We start from the raw sequence: 14,269 nt of genomic DNA on the forward strand, positions 1-14,269 counted from the left end.
GCAACTGACATTACGGCATGGGGAAGGAATGGAAGCTGATATGAATTTTCATGGGGGAGATATTTATTCGTGCCAAGGAGAAGTGCTGGATTTCAGTTCCAATATCAATCCTTTGGGCGTGCCCGAAAGTTTTCGCATGGCCTTATGTGAGAAGATCACTGATTTCACCCGTTATCCGGACATCCAATATCGGGCCCTGCGCGCAGAATTGGCCGAGTATCTGGGTTTTGACGATCCTGAGCTGGTCATTCCGGGTAACGGCGCGGTAGAAATCATTTATAAAACCATCCTAGCTTTAGAGAGCGCCCGGATGATCAATTTAAGCCCCACCTTTTCCGAATATGCCCGGGCGGCCAGGCAAAACGGCGTGGAAGTCATTGATTTAAATATCTATGATGCCAGCTTTACGGATCTGGATTTTTCCCTGCTTTTTGCGGCATTGATCCCAAACAGCCTGGTGGTGCTGTGCAACCCCAATAATCCTACGGGAACCTTTGTGGAAAGGGAAAAAATGTGCTTCCTGGCCCGGGAACTGGCCCAAAAGGATTGTTTTTTACTCATCGATGAGGCATTTATTGAGTTTACCGATCACTATCCGGAAAACAGTATGATCGGGGAGCTGGGTCATTATCCCAACGTAATCCTGATCCGGGCCGCGACCAAATTTTTCGGCATGCCGGGGATTCGTTTAGGCTTTGGCGTGAGTAAAAACAAGCAATTGATCCGGGGCATCCGGGAGCATTTAGAGCCCTGGAACGTGAATGCGGCGGCGGTACTGGCCGGGTGCACCGTTTACCGGGATCAGGAATATATCACCGCGTCCCGGGCCTGGGTGAAAGAAGAGCGGGAGTTCCTTTTTCATCAATTAAGTAAAATCGATGGATTGACCGTTTATCCCTCAAAAGCGAATTATCATTTGGCAAAAATCAGCCGGGGAAAGATGGATGCCTGGGCATTAAAAAACCGCCTGCTGGAAAAAGGGGTCTTAATCAGGACACCGGATGGTTTTAATTATTTATCGGCCTATCATTTCCGTCTCGCCGTAAAGGACCGTCCGTCCAATCAACGGTTGGTAGAGGTGCTGAGGGAGGTTTTATCTTGCCATGGATGAGAAAAAAAGGGGAGTCCTTCCCCGTCTCGTGATTTCTGCCCCGGCCAGCGGCAGCGGAAAAACCACCTTTTCTATGGGACTGATGGCGGCTTATTGCCGGCAGGGTTTATCCGTGCAACCCTTTAAAGTAGGCCCGGATTATATTGACCCTGCTTTTCACACCGCAATTACCGGGAGAAACAGTGTGAACCTGGACGGTTGGATGCTGGATGAGCGATCCATCAAGCAAATGTTTGTGCGCTATGCCCAGGGTGTTGATTTGTCACTTGTGGAAGGAGTCATGGGTTTGTATGACGGCTATGGGGACGATCCTTTCCAGGGAAGTACGGCAGGGATTGCCCGAATCCTGGATGCCCCCATTGTTTTGATCATGACCGCCCAGGGGATGGCGGCCAGCGCCGCCGCCGTGCTTTACGGTTTAAAAGAATTCGGCAAAGCCAATATTGCCGGGGTGATCATCAATCAGCCTTCGTCGCCGAACCATTACCGGACCATAAAACAGGCGGTGGAAAATCATACCGGCATCAAAGTGGCAGGTTTTCTGCCCAAGACTTCCGGAGTCGCATTGAAAAGCAGGCATCTGGGGTTGGTGCAGAGCAGCGAGACGGAAAATTTAGCCGGCATTGTGGACCGGCTGGCCGATCTCATGCAGGACCATATTGATCTGGATTTTCTCTTGACTACAGCGAAACAATCCCCTCTGTGGGACAGAGAAGAACTTCCTTCCTGTCAAAGTGAACCGGAAGAGATGAATATTGCCATTGCCTGGGACAAGGCCTTTAGCTTTTATTATTATGAGAATCTGGAAATTTTACGGCGCTTGGGCGCTCATTTAAAGTTTTTCAGCCCGATACATGATATTTCTGTGCCGGAGGACTGCAGCGGTGTTTATTTCGGGGGGGGTTACCCGGAGGTATTTGCCGAAGAGGTAGCCGCCAACACCTTGTTAAAAAAAGATATTCGGGAAAAAGCAGAGGCCGGGCTGCCCATGTTCGGCGAATGCGGGGGATATATGTACCTGAATCGCAGCTTTACCCGGACAGATGGAAAGACTTTCGAATTCGTGGGCATCTTTGACGGCGCTACGGTATTGACGGAAAGGCTGCAGCACTTTGGCTATTTGGAATTAGAGGGACTGGTGGATACCGTGATGTTCCAAAAGGGCGACCGCATTCGGGCCCATGAGTTCCACAAGTCTTTGATTCAGAGAACGGACGTGGATTATTGTGTCAAAGCGCAAAAGATCAAGAATGGGCAGATGGTGGAATGGCAGTGCGGCCGGGCCTACAAAAATGTCTTTGGCATGTATCCCCATATTTATTTCCCCTCGAATATGAATTTTGCCCATAATTTTATCAGCCGGTGCCGGGAGTATCAGCGAAAATAGATTGACAATTGACCCTGGACAATTGACAATGAAAAAGAAAGGAATCCAAGTGGAGTACGGAAGAGGAATGATCAATTGCCAACGGGGCATAGCCTAATTGAACGCATTTTAATTTCCATATAACTTTGGGCCTGGGAAAGGAATGAATGGTAAAATGGATCATGATTATGTGAAAGATCCTCAGGAAATCGAAAAGAAAAGTTTTGAGATCATCAGTGCGGAACTGGGAGAAAAGAACGGATCCGGATTAAGAATGGATATGGTGAAGCGGGTGATCCACACCACCGCCGACCTGGATTATGGCGATCTGCTCCAATTCAAGGATGGGGTGGAAACAAAAATTCTGAACGCCTTTTTGGCCGGCGCCACCATTGTCAGCGATACCAATATGATTAAGGCCGGGATTAGTAAAAAATTAGCCGCTCAGCTGGGCGTCGAAATCCAGTGCTATGTAGACAGTGAGGCGGCCTACCAAACAGCCCGGGAAAAAGGGATTACCCGCTCCATGGCGGCCATTGATCTGGCCGCTGAACTTCCGGGACGAAAGGTCTTTGTGATTGGGAATGCCCCTACGGCTCTTTATCGAATCTTAGAACGCACAGAAGCCGGAGAACTGGGAGCAGATGCCGTGATCGGTGTTCCCGTCGGTTTTGTCGGCGCGGCGGAGTCGAAGGAAGCCTTGTGGGCCACCCCTATTCCCTCCATCATTACCAAAGGGCGTAAAGGGGGAAGCACCATTGGCGTGGCTTTGGTAAACGCCGTACTTAGGGAGGCAGTAAAACACCTTGGAAAATAGCAGGTTTGTCTATAAAAACGGCAAAAAACTTCGTACCGGATATACTACCGGATCCTGCGCTGCAGCAGCGGCTAAGGGGGCGGCCCGGATGCTGTTTTCCGGGGAAAAAATAGACCGGGTGGAAATTGATACGCCGAAAGGATGGAAACTAAACCTGGATCTCAAAGAGGCTTGTTTTGAGGACACAACAGCCCGCTGCTCTGTGATCAAGGATGCGGGGGATGACCCCGATGTCACCGATGGCATTGAAGTTTTTGCCCAGGCAAAAAAAATTGCCGGAACGGATATTGTGATTAGCGCCGGCCCGGGTATCGGCAAGGTGACCCGTCCCGGACTTTTGGTTCCGGTAGGGATGCCTGCCATTAATCCGGTGCCCCGGGGCATGATTATGCAGGAGGTAAAAAAAGTGCTTCCGGACGGAGCCGGGGTGGAAATCGAACTGAGCATTCCCCAAGGCGAGGAGATTGCCCGAAAAACATTTAACCCCAGATTAGGGATTGTGGGCGGGATTTCCGTTCTGGGCACCACCGGTATTGTGGAGCCCATGTCAGAAGAAGCCCTCAAGGATACCATTGCCTTGGAACTGCGCTGCCGGCAGGCGGCGGGGAAAAATAAGGTGATTTTAGTGCCCGGAAGCTATGGCGAACGGTTTTGTGAACAGTGGCTGGGCATCCCCAGGGAAGAAACGGTGAAAATGAGCAATTATCTGGGCTTTGCCCTGGAAAAGTGCGCCGAACTGGGCTTCAAAAAAGTAATTCTGGCCGGGCATCTGGCCAAACTGGTCAAACCGGCGGGGGGCATCTTCTATACCCACAGCCGGGTCAGCGACACCCGGATGGAAATTCTTACGGCTTATCTGGCTGTGATGGGGATGACGACCGAGTATTTGAGAAAGATTATGGACTGTATCACGACGGAAGAGGCTCTTCCCATTATTGATGCGGCAGGATTCCAGGATGTGTACCGCATCATCGCGGAAAAATGCGCGCAAAGATGCGGGACCTATATCTATGGGAATCTGGACATCGGCGTGGTGCTTTTTTCTATGAAAGAACTGCTGGCAAAAAGTGCCCAGGCAGACAGCATTTTGGGGGAAATAAAAAATGAATAAAATTTGCATTGCCGGGATGGGACCGGGCGCGCTGGAATATATTACGCCTGCGGCATTGGAGGCGATCATCCGCTCTGATATCCTGGTAGGGGGAAAAAGAAATCTGGACAGCTTTCAACACTTGAACAAGGAAGTCTACGAATTTAAATCCAGCATGGAAGATATGTTCAATTATGTTCAGGAGGCGCGACAGGAGAAAAAAATTTGCGTGGTGGTGTCCGGTGATCCCGGATTTTACAGCCTGCTGGACTTTTTCCTCAAGAAATTAGGGAGGGACAGCCTGGAAGTGATCCCGGGAATTAGTTCCTTCCAATATCTTTTTGCCAAATTGGCCAAGCCCTGGAAAAACTTTTTTTTATGCAGTATGCATGGCAGAGATACCGATATGAAAGAGAAGCTGGCGGAAAAGGACGGTCTGTTTCTCTTGACTGACCGGACCAATAACCCAAATATGATCGCGGATTTTTTAATTTCTCAGGATTTGGGCCCGTGTACCATCACTGTGGGAGAAAATTTGTCCTACGCGGATGAACGGATTGTGGTGGGGCGGCCGGAAGAGATCAGGAATCTGAGCTTTGGTGATTTATGTGTGGTGGTGATTGAAAAAGATGGCATGGAATTATAGCACCCCGGGTATTCCGGAGCATTATTTTAAGCGGGGGAAAGTGCCCCTTACCAAAACGGAAGTACGGGTAATCGCCCTGGCCAAAATGAGACTGCAGCCGGATTCCCTGGTATTGGACGTGGGATGCGGTACAGGAAGCATCACGGTGGAGGCTGCCCTGCACTGCCCGAAAGGACGGGTTTGGGCGGTGGATATGGATGAAGAGGCCGTGCAATTAAGCCGGGAAAATGCAGAAAAGTTTGACCTGTCCAATGTAGAAATAATTCAGGGCCCGGCCCCGGAGTGTCTGCCGGACCTGAATTTTGACCGGATTTTTATTGGGGGAGCAAGCAACCAATTAGAGGAGGTTGTGCGCTATGCCAAAGAGCATTTGGCCGTGAATGGGATTCTTGTGGCCAATACCATTCTGCTCGATAGTACGTACAAGATATTGAAACTACTGGAAGAACACGGTTTTAAAGAGATGGAGTGCATTTGTGTGAATATTTCCCGGGGGGAAAAACATTCCGGGTGGATGATGAAGGCACTGAACCCGATTTATATCATTAGTGCGGTGAAGAGCACAGAACAAAGAGAGGTGTAAATAGATTGGCAAGATTTTATGGCATCGGCGTAGGTCCGGGAGACCCGGAACTGCTCACGATCAAGGCAGCCAGGATTTTGGAATCCATTGATGTTTTGCTTTTACCCGAGTCCCAAAAGGGCAACAACAACATTGCCTATGAAATTGCCGCAGAACACATTAATCCCGAAGCCAAATTAATCAGTGTAGAATTTCCTATGGTTACCGATACGGAAATCATCAATAAGTCCGGAAAACTGGCGGCTGAAGTAGTGGAAAGATATGTGCGGGAGGGCAAAAATACCGCCTTTATTACCCTGGGCGACCCCTCGGTTTACAGTACCTATAACTATATTGTGAAACACCTTAGTGCCGATATCGAAATCGAGACTGTACCGGGAATTACTTCGTTTTGCGCTGCGGCTGCTAGGGTAAACCGCTCTCTGGCGGAAGGAGATGAAATTCTCTCCATTATTCCGGCTACGTCCACAAAGCGGCTCATGGAAATGGCGTTGGATGTCACCCATAGTGTGGTTTTTATGAAAGTATACAACCAAAAAGATAAGGTCCTTAAGCTACTGGAAGAGTATGAAATGGAGGATTCCAGCGTTTTAGTGAAAAGATGCGGTTTTGAAGACTGCTCCGTTCATTACGACCTCAAAGAGGCTTTGTCCGGAGATAAGCAATATTTATCGATTGTGTTGAGCAGGAAGGAGTCATAAAATGGTTTATTTTGTTGGGGCGGGACCGGGAGACATGGAGCTGATCACCGTAAAGGGAATGAAAGTACTGCAAAATGCCGACGTGGTGATTTATACCGGATCACTGGTGAGCGGAAATATTTTAGCCTATTGCAAAGAGGGCGTGCAGGTTTACAACAGCGCGGAGATGGATTTGCCTGAAGTGATCGAGGCGATTCAGCAGGGTGTAGACCAGGGAAAAAGTGTGGTGCGGCTTCATACCGGGGATCCTTCCATTTACGGGGCGATCCGGGAGCAAATGGACGAACTGGGGAAACGGGGCATTGAATTTGAAATCATTCCTGGCGTGAGTTCCTTTGTGGCGGCCGCTTCCCGGGTAAAAGCAGAGTTTACCTTGCCCGGGGTGTCTCAAACGATCATTATTACGAGAAAGGAAGGGCGGACAGGCTCCTCCGAAGGGGGGAAACTCTCCGAGCTGGCGAAGCATCGGGCGTCCATGGCCATTTTCCTCTCCGTGCAGTCGATCGGCCAGGTAGTGGAGGAACTGCTTACCGGCTATGATGAAGATACGCCGGTGGCCGTAGTTTATAAAGCGACATGGCCGGAGGAAAAAATCATCCGGGGAACGCTGAAAGATATCGCCGAAAAAGTGGCAGAAGAAAAAATTGACCGTCATGCCCAAATTTTGGTGGGGGATTTCATGGGCTCAGAATATGAGCTTTCCAAGCTTTATGATGCTTCCTTCAGCCATATGTACAGGAGAGGAAAAGAGTGAAAAGGGCAATTCTGTCCGTTACTACTGGAGGACTGAAGACGGCGCAAAGCATTCAAAAGGAAATGGGCGGGGACATTTTTACCCTGGAAAAATACTGCCCGGGCACCGACTACCGGCCCATTCGTACCGGTCTGAAAGAGTTTATGGGCGGCATCTTCGGCACTTACCGGGAGTTGATTTTGGTCATGTCTTGCGGCATTGCCGTGCGGAGTATTGCTCCTTATCTGGATTCCAAACTGACGGATCCGGCCGTGGTGGTCCTGGATGAACGGGGAAATTTTTGTATCAGCCTTCTTTCCGGCCACCTGGGCGGTGCCAATCAATTAGCGGAAAAGGTCGCCTCTATCACAGGGGGCATCGCCGTCATTACCACTGCTTCAGATAATTTAGGCCTGGAATCGGTGGACATGATTGCGAAAAAGTATCATTTCGTGATGGAGGATATGGAGCAGGTAAAAAGAGTCACCTCCTGCCTGGTGAATGGAAAGAAAGTGGTTTTGGTGAACGATAGCCCCATCCATTTGGACCTATCTTTGGAACGCCGGGATCTAGAGCAGGTCGCTGCAGAGCAACCGGATGCCGTGATCTATGTAGGAAATAAGGAAGAACTGGGATGGGACCAGGGGGATATTTTTGTGGCGAAACTCCGGGTGCCGAATTTAGTCCTGGGCATTGGGTGCAGAAAAGGGATGGACGGGGAAAAACTCCGGTCTTCCGTAAGAGCCTTTTTTCACCAGCATAATCTTGCTTTATGCGCCGTGAAGGCGATCGCCACAGTGGATGTAAAAAAAGATGAGCCGGCGATCCTTGGTTTGGCGGAACAACTGGCCGTTCCATTGTGTATTGTGGACCGTGGGGAAATATTACCCATAGAAAAAAGGTTTGCCTGTTCCGATTTTGTTAAAAAGACCATCGGGGTGGGATGTGTTTGCGAACCCGCCGCCTTTATCGTTTCAGGGCAGGGAAAATTACGGGTGCCCAAAACAGCCTTAGAGGGAATAACCCTTTGTATCTATGAAGAGCGAGGCAATGAAATTTATAACATGGGATAATCAGAATGTAAAAAACGAGGCTGATAGATAGGGATCAGGGAATAAACGCGGAAACCTGAAACAGAATTTTTACGGAGGTCATGATGAAAGGGAAAATATTTGTCATTGGTTTGGGACCGGGGGATCCGGGCAATATGACGGTCAGAGCCTATCAAGCCATAGAAAGCTGCCAGGTTCTGGTGGGCTATACCGTCTATATTGAGCAGGTGCGTGAACTTTCTCAGGGGAAGGAAATTATCAAGAAAGGGATGGGACAAGAGGTTGAGCGGGGCAAGATTGCCCTGGAAAAGGCTTTGGAGGGGAACACGGTAGGGGTGGTATGCAGTGGAGATGCCGGCGTTTACGGCATGGCAGGTTTGATCCTGGAGCTGTTGAAAGATCACGGGGAACGGGAGCAGATTTCTTGTGAAGTGATCCCCGGAATTACCTCCGCCCTGTCTTGTTCTTCTCTTCTGGGTGCTCCCATTGTGGAAGATTTTTGTACCATCAGCTTGAGTGATTATATGACTCCTTGGGAGCGTATTATGACCCGGTTGGAAAATGCCTGTGCGGGGGATTTTACCATTGCCCTCTATAATCCGCGCAGTCTAGCCCGGCCGGAGTACTTGCACAAGGCCATGGATGTGGTAAAAAAATACCGGCACGGGGATACCCCGGTGGGTATCGTGCGCAATGCCTATCGGGAAGACCAGTCTATAGTGATTACCAAATTGACGGATTTTGATCCGGAGTCGGTGGATATGTTTTGCACCGTTATCATCGGCAACAGTAAGACTTATGTTGCCCACGGACGGATGATCACATCCCGGGGGTATCAACTATGATTTTGGTCATTGGGGGAACCGGTGATGCTTTGGATATTGCCTGCACATTATCCGAATTAACAGAAAACGTCACCATCAGCACGGCCACAGAGTATGGCTTTGAGGTTTCCCGGGACCGTTTCCCGGGCCGGATTATTTTTGGAAAAATGGACCGGGAAGACTTAAAGAAATATCTCCAGAAGGAGGGAATCACCCATGTGGTGGATGCCTCTCACCCTTATGCGGAAAACATTTCGCGCCATGCGATTCTGGTGTGTCAGGAGCTAGGCATTGATTATGTCCGGTTTGAAAGGCCTGCCTGGCATCAAGAAGGCGGCGCCGTCCTTGTGTGCGCGAGTTATGCCCACGCGGCGGACCGGGCAGAGCAGATGACAGGAAACATTTTTATTAGCACCGGGATCAATCATGTGGAAGAATTCGTGACCAGAATCAGCGATAAAAAAAGACTGAAAATAAGAGTGCTGCCCCAGTCAGAGACCATTCTCAAATTAGAAAATTTGGGGCTTCATGCGGATCATATTATAGCCATGAAGGGGCCCTTTTCTGAAGAAATGAATTATCTCATGTTTAAAGAGGCGGGGGCTGCTATATTGATCTGTAAGGACAGCGGGGTCCAGGGGGGCACTGATCACAAACTCACGGCGGCAAAACACCTGGGCATGACATCTATTATCATCAAGCGCCCGGACCTGGCATATCCGAACCAGTTTGAGCAGATCACCGACTTAAAAAGGTATTTTAAGGAATTGATCGAATAAATATGGATCAGAAAAAAGGCAGGTGTATTCCCTTTGGCTCTGGTATCTTTGATGAAAGTTCCCGGGAATCCAAAAATGGAAGATGTGGAAGCAGCTTTGGGAAAAAGCCTGCAGCTTTTGGGCGGACCAGGTGCTTTGGGGCTCCCGGCCCCAAGGGTGTTGATCAAACCTAATGTGGGCGTAGTCGCCGGACCCCAGAGCGGGATCATTACCGATCCCTTCGTGATTGAGGCCTTGATTCATGTTTTAAAAAGTACCGGTGTCCCCAACATCCTGGTCGCTGAATCCGCAATTGTAGGCGTGGATACCAAAGAGGTTTTCGAAGCAACAGGATATGCCGCGATGGCTGAACGGACCGGGGTTGAACTGGTAGACTTGAAAGAGACGCCGGTAGAAGAGATTCCCGTAGCGAAGGGGCTCATCTTTGACCGCATTAAAATTTTTCGTCCGGTACTTGAGGCAGATTTGGTGATCAATGTACCGACCTTGAAGACGATCACCGCTGTTCCCGTAAGCCTGGGCATGAAAAACCTCAAAGGATTGATTCCGGACCAGGAAAAGAGACGGTTTCACTATGGGGAACTGAATCAGGCGATTGCAGATTTGACCGGCCTCATCAAACCAGGGTTGACCATTATTGACGGCATTGTCGGCAGTGAGCTGTATCAACCCAAAGAAATGAACATATTGATTGCCGGCACGGATGTCGTGTCCGTGGATGTGGTGGGCTCCTTAGCCATGGGAGTGGACCCGGCCCAGGTAAAATATCTGGCGTTAGCCCATGATCAGGGATGGGGAACTGCCGCATTAGATAAAATTGAAATTCTGGGCGAAAAACTAACTGATCTGAAACAAAGCTTCCAGCAAGCTTCCGGTAATGTAGACGGGTTCAAAAAAATGTTTCCCGAGGTGGACCTGGTAGCCGGGAATGTTTGTACCAGTTGCCTGTCCGGGCTTAACCGGGCTTTAACCCAGGCGAGAAAAGAAGGGCTTCTGGAAAAATGGCAGGGTTTGACCCTGGCGGTGGGCTCCGGGGCCAGGCCGGATGCCGGCAAGCGGACGGTCTGCATCGGAAACTGTTTGAAGCAGGTGAAGACGGCGGATTATATTCCAGGGTGTCCCTTTATTTTTTTAGATTTACTTGAGTTTCTAAGGACCAGTAAGATGAACTAGAGGGTCTTGCTTGGCGCAGGAAAGGGAATGCTTTGTCTGAGAGTGATGGATTTTTGCATTGATAGATGGGATTTTGCATCTCTTTTGATGGGCTAAATGGCCCGGATCCGTCAGGAGACATTGTCGTCTTAAGGTAAATTTACATTACGAAGCGCCCCTGCACTAGCTTTCTCCTATGGGAAAAAGCTTGGTGCAGGGGCTTTTCCATTTTGGCATTATTTTTGCTTATCTCTATGCCCAAGGTAGTTATTACTAAAGGAGGAAGAATCTTGGGCGAAAATCGTAAAATTTGTAAAACACTGGAACATTTTTTAACTGTTGCCCCCTATATCAACCGATTAACCATTGATGATATGGGTATTTTTATTTGTGACACGGAGCAGGTGATCTGGGAAGTTGCTCCCAAAACGTTTAAATTTCCCCAAGCTTCCTATCTGGGAGACAATCCGGATAACGGCTGGGTTGTATATGAGGCGATGCAGCAAAGAAGGCGTCTGACCCGGGAAGTCGGCGGAGAAGTATATGGTGTAGCCTATGTGGCCGTAGGAATGCCGATTTTTGAGGATGAGAAGGTGGTGGGCGGCATCAGCATTTATCAATCCGTAGGGCGGAAAGAGAAGCTCTTTGAAATTGTGAAATCCCTGGATCAGACGATTAAAACATTTGATACCACCATCCAACAGATAGCAGCGGAAGCAGAAGAACTGTCCGCAACAGGGGAAGAATTGGGCAGTATCTCTCAGGAGACAACCTCTCAGGTGGGGGAAACCGATGAAATTATTGAAGTAATTCGTAAAATTGCCGATCAAACCAATTTAATCGGTTTAAACGCGGCCATTGAAGCGGCGCGGGTGGGTGAACATGGCCGGGGCTTTGCCGTGGTGGCGGAAGAAGTGCGGAAGCTGGCCCAATCCAGTTCGGTTTCCACAAAAAACATCCGGCAAACCCTGGACAAAATAAAAGGTGCTGTAGCACAGATCAATGCCGCGATCAAAGAAGTGACTACCGTAGCCAACCACCAAGCGGTTGTTCTCACAGAAATTACACCTGCCGTTGATGAATTAACCCAGCTGGCCGAAACCATTGTGTCCATGGCAAAGGATTTAACCACCGATATTTACACATTGTACCCCGGCGAATAGTCAAAGGACTGATCATAGGGAGACAGCCTTTACGGGTTATCTCCGGTTTGCTCGGAATACAAGTACAAAATCGTCTTGGGGCAAACTGTGTCAAATTTTTGTTTTGAAAAAAGAACGGAGGTGGCACAGTCTGAAAAATAAATGGTGTTTCTAAAAAAATCGCTGGTAAGAAAGGAGAAAATTTGATGAAAAAATATTTGACGCGTTATGGCGACAATTATGCCGACTTTATCAGTGGCGACCAAATTAAAGCAGACATTGAAAGCGGCTCCCAGGACGCAGCGGAACGGGCCCATATCCCTCCCTTAACCCAGGATGAAATGGATTATCTTTACGAAATTATCATCAGCCCCCAGAAAATCGTTTCCGTAGAACCGGGCAATGAAGTTGTGGTATCTTTTGATGCGGGTACTTTGAAACTGCCGGTGCGAAACGGTATTCCCATGGACCGGCTCCAGGCCATCCTGACCCAGGAAAGAGCGCTGGCCTCGGACAGCATTGAACTCTGCCACGTGGACTACAGCTACAAACCGGTAAAGGCCATCATCAGCGAAGAAAGACAAACCATGGAACAGGCCCAATTAATGACCACATTGCCCCTGCTCTACGGTGCCATGCCCAATTTGGGCCTCTATACCAGGCCGGACGGCCCGGTGGGCAACTGGTCGGAACTGCTTCCCGCCGGTAAGATTGCGGAAGCGAGAGAAGCCCAGGAAGAAGCCATCCAGCATGCCATCCGGGATATTGTTTTTGTTGCTTCCCAGATGATTGAAAGCGGAGCGGACGGCATTAATCTGGATACGGTGGGCGCCTCCGGGGATGCGGACGTGAAAGCCAGCCTGGAAGCGGTAAAAATATTGAAACAAAAATATCCCCAGATCGGCTTTGAGACAGGGATGGCGGGAGAATTCAATATGGGGATGCACGGACTACTGGAGATTGACGGAGAGCGCATTGCCGGTCTTTATCCCCATAAACAGGTTAAAATGGCGGAAAAATGCGGCGTGTCCATCTTTGGGATGGCGGTGAATACCAACAGCAACATGTCTTTAGCCTGGAACCTGGCCCGGGTGTGCACTTTTGCGAAGGAAACGGTAAAGGTTTCCACCATTCCGGTGCATGCCAATGTGGGAATGGGTGTGGGTGGAATTCCCCTATCCCTGATTCCCGCAGCCGATGCCGTTTCCCGGGTTGACAAGGCTCTGATTGAAATTGCCAAAGTGGACGGCTTGTAGGTAGGCGCAGGAGATACCTTCGGGATGGCGGTTACCCATGAGGCTACCGCCGGTATGGGGGGCATCCGGTCAGCCGGAGATCTGGTCTTCCGGATGGAATTGGCTGGGATGAAAATTAATGAGGCGAAAACTTTCGTGGCGGAAAAATTACAGGTAGGCGTGAAGGATCTCGCCGACTGTGCCGTGATGAAAGATGTGCGCGAAGATTTGAATATGGGCACTACCCAAAGCCGTCCCAATGCCGGGGTGGGCATCCAGACCAAGTTTCGCATTGCGGAAATAATGGGAATTTCCATCAATAGCGTGGAAAAATTTAAAAAGGAAGCCGGAATATGAAAACAATTTGGGGGAGGTAAAGGCATGAATAAAGAAGAGGTCATCCAGGCGGCGATCGAATCCATATTAACGTATGACCAAAAGAAAGCACTAGAAATAGCCGAGATGGCTCTGAGCCAGGGATTAAATCCTGTAGAGGTGTTAACCGACGGCTTTAGCGCCGGGATTCGAAAAGTGGGCGATCTGTTCGGACGGGGAGAAGTATTTTTGCCGGAGTTAATGCTCTCTGCCGATGTGATGAAGGCAGTGACATCCCTCTTTGAGGGGACTGCCCAGGGACACGGGCCCCAAAAGAAAGGAAAAATGGTTTTTGCCACCGTAGAAGGGGACGTTCATGATATCGGAAAAGGTATTGTGATTTCCCTGATCAAAACTCAGGGGATTGAAGTGATTGATCTGGGCCGGGATGTGTCGGTGGGCAAAATTATCGAGAAAGCTGTGGAAGTGAAAGCAGACCTCATTGGCACCAGCGCTTTACTGACGACTACCCTGGTGGAACAAAAGAAACTAGAAGATGAGTTAAAGAAAAATGGCCTGAGAGACCGGTTTAAAACGATGGTAGGCGGTGCCCCTGCCACCCAGCGCTGGGCAGACAGAATCGGTGCGGACGCCTATGGTGAGGATGCGGCAGATGCTGTGAATAAAGCCTTGCACCTTTTAAACAAGTGAGATCAGAGGATA

14 protein-coding genes and 1 pseudogene are annotated in these 14,269 nt (G+C 49.4%); all 15 read left to right on the forward strand.

Going from position 1 to position 14,269, the window contains the following annotated elements:
* Window positions 1-28: 28 nt before the first annotated feature.
* The 15 genes and pseudogenes from cobD to DCMF_RS28275 all read left to right on the forward strand — a co-directional run bounded on the left by cobD (window position 29) and on the right by DCMF_RS28275 (window position 14,257).
* Window positions 29-1,111 (forward strand): threonine-phosphate decarboxylase CobD, encoded by a 1,083-nt coding sequence (cobD, locus tag DCMF_RS28205; protein WP_236860142.1) that lies wholly within the window; start codon window positions 29-31, stop codon window positions 1,109-1,111.
* Entirely contained in the window at window positions 1,104-2,498 is a 1,395-nt protein-coding gene (locus DCMF_RS28210) for a cobyrinate a,c-diamide synthase (protein WP_148137536.1), read from the forward strand. The genes cobD and DCMF_RS28210 overlap by 8 nt, the downstream gene beginning before the upstream one ends.
* Before the next feature lie 154 nt (window positions 2,499-2,652).
* Entirely contained in the window at window positions 2,653-3,294 is a 642-nt protein-coding gene (locus DCMF_RS28215; protein ID WP_148137537.1) for a precorrin-8X methylmutase, read from the forward strand.
* Complete coding sequence (gene cbiD, locus DCMF_RS28220) at window positions 3,284-4,405, forward strand: cobalt-precorrin-5B (C(1))-methyltransferase CbiD (protein ID WP_148137538.1); 1,122 nt, start codon at window positions 3,284-3,286, stop codon at window positions 4,403-4,405. The genes DCMF_RS28215 and cbiD overlap by 11 nt, the downstream gene beginning before the upstream one ends.
* Window positions 4,398-5,030 carry a precorrin-6y C5,15-methyltransferase (decarboxylating) subunit CbiE gene (gene cbiE, locus DCMF_RS28225; RefSeq protein ID WP_148137539.1) on the forward strand — a complete coding sequence of 211 codons (633 nt, stop codon included), beginning with the start codon at window positions 4,398-4,400 and terminating at the stop codon, window positions 5,028-5,030. The genes cbiD and cbiE overlap by 8 nt, the downstream gene beginning before the upstream one ends.
* Complete coding sequence (cbiT, locus tag DCMF_RS28230; protein ID WP_148137540.1) at window positions 5,014-5,613, forward strand: precorrin-6Y C5,15-methyltransferase (decarboxylating) subunit CbiT; 600 nt, start codon at window positions 5,014-5,016, stop codon at window positions 5,611-5,613. The genes cbiE and cbiT overlap by 17 nt, the downstream gene beginning before the upstream one ends.
* A 5-nt stretch (window positions 5,614-5,618) precedes the next feature.
* Window positions 5,619-6,314, forward strand: coding sequence for a precorrin-2 C(20)-methyltransferase (gene cobI, locus DCMF_RS28235; RefSeq protein ID WP_148137541.1), 696 nt, complete (start codon window positions 5,619-5,621; stop codon window positions 6,312-6,314).
* Between the two features lies 1 nt (window position 6,315).
* A complete protein-coding gene (gene cobM, locus DCMF_RS28240; RefSeq protein ID WP_148137542.1) occupies window positions 6,316-7,068 on the forward strand; it encodes a precorrin-4 C(11)-methyltransferase in 753 nt (250 codons plus the stop codon).
* The gene (cbiG, locus tag DCMF_RS28245; RefSeq protein WP_148137543.1) at window positions 7,065-8,120 is read left to right on the forward strand and encodes a cobalt-precorrin 5A hydrolase; all 1,056 of its coding nucleotides are present in this window, start codon (window positions 7,065-7,067) and stop codon (window positions 8,118-8,120) included. The genes cobM and cbiG overlap by 4 nt, the downstream gene beginning before the upstream one ends.
* Window positions 8,121-8,200: 80 nt before the next feature.
* The gene (gene cobJ, locus DCMF_RS28250; protein WP_148137544.1) at window positions 8,201-8,944 is read left to right on the forward strand and encodes a precorrin-3B C(17)-methyltransferase; all 744 of its coding nucleotides are present in this window, start codon (window positions 8,201-8,203) and stop codon (window positions 8,942-8,944) included.
* Window positions 8,941-9,702 carry a precorrin-6A reductase gene (gene cobK / locus DCMF_RS28255; protein WP_148137545.1) on the forward strand — a complete coding sequence of 254 codons (762 nt, stop codon included), beginning with the start codon at window positions 8,941-8,943 and terminating at the stop codon, window positions 9,700-9,702. Before cobJ ends, cobK begins: the two co-directional genes overlap by 4 nt.
* 33 nt (window positions 9,703-9,735) lie before the next feature.
* Window positions 9,736-10,875, forward strand: coding sequence for a DUF362 domain-containing protein (locus tag DCMF_RS28260; protein ID WP_214658966.1), 1,140 nt, complete (start codon window positions 9,736-9,738; stop codon window positions 10,873-10,875).
* 269 nt (window positions 10,876-11,144) lie between these two features.
* Window positions 11,145-12,017: a methyl-accepting chemotaxis protein gene (locus DCMF_RS30185; protein ID WP_269467154.1), complete on the forward strand. Its 873-nt coding sequence runs from the start codon at window positions 11,145-11,147 to the stop codon at window positions 12,015-12,017.
* 185 nt (window positions 12,018-12,202) lie between these two features.
* Window positions 12,203-13,588: pseudogene (gene mtbB / locus DCMF_RS28270) on the forward strand ([dimethylamine--corrinoid protein] Co-methyltransferase).
* Between the two features lie 24 nt (window positions 13,589-13,612).
* A complete protein-coding gene (locus tag DCMF_RS28275) occupies window positions 13,613-14,257 on the forward strand; it encodes a cobalamin B12-binding domain-containing protein (RefSeq protein ID WP_148137547.1) in 645 nt (214 codons plus the stop codon).
* Window positions 14,258-14,269 lie beyond the last annotated feature (12 nt).

The sequence above is a fragment of the Candidatus Formimonas warabiya genome (assembly GCF_002777255.1).
GTDB classification, from domain to species: Bacteria; Bacillota; Dehalobacteriia; order Dehalobacteriales; family Dehalobacteriaceae; genus Formimonas; species Formimonas warabiya.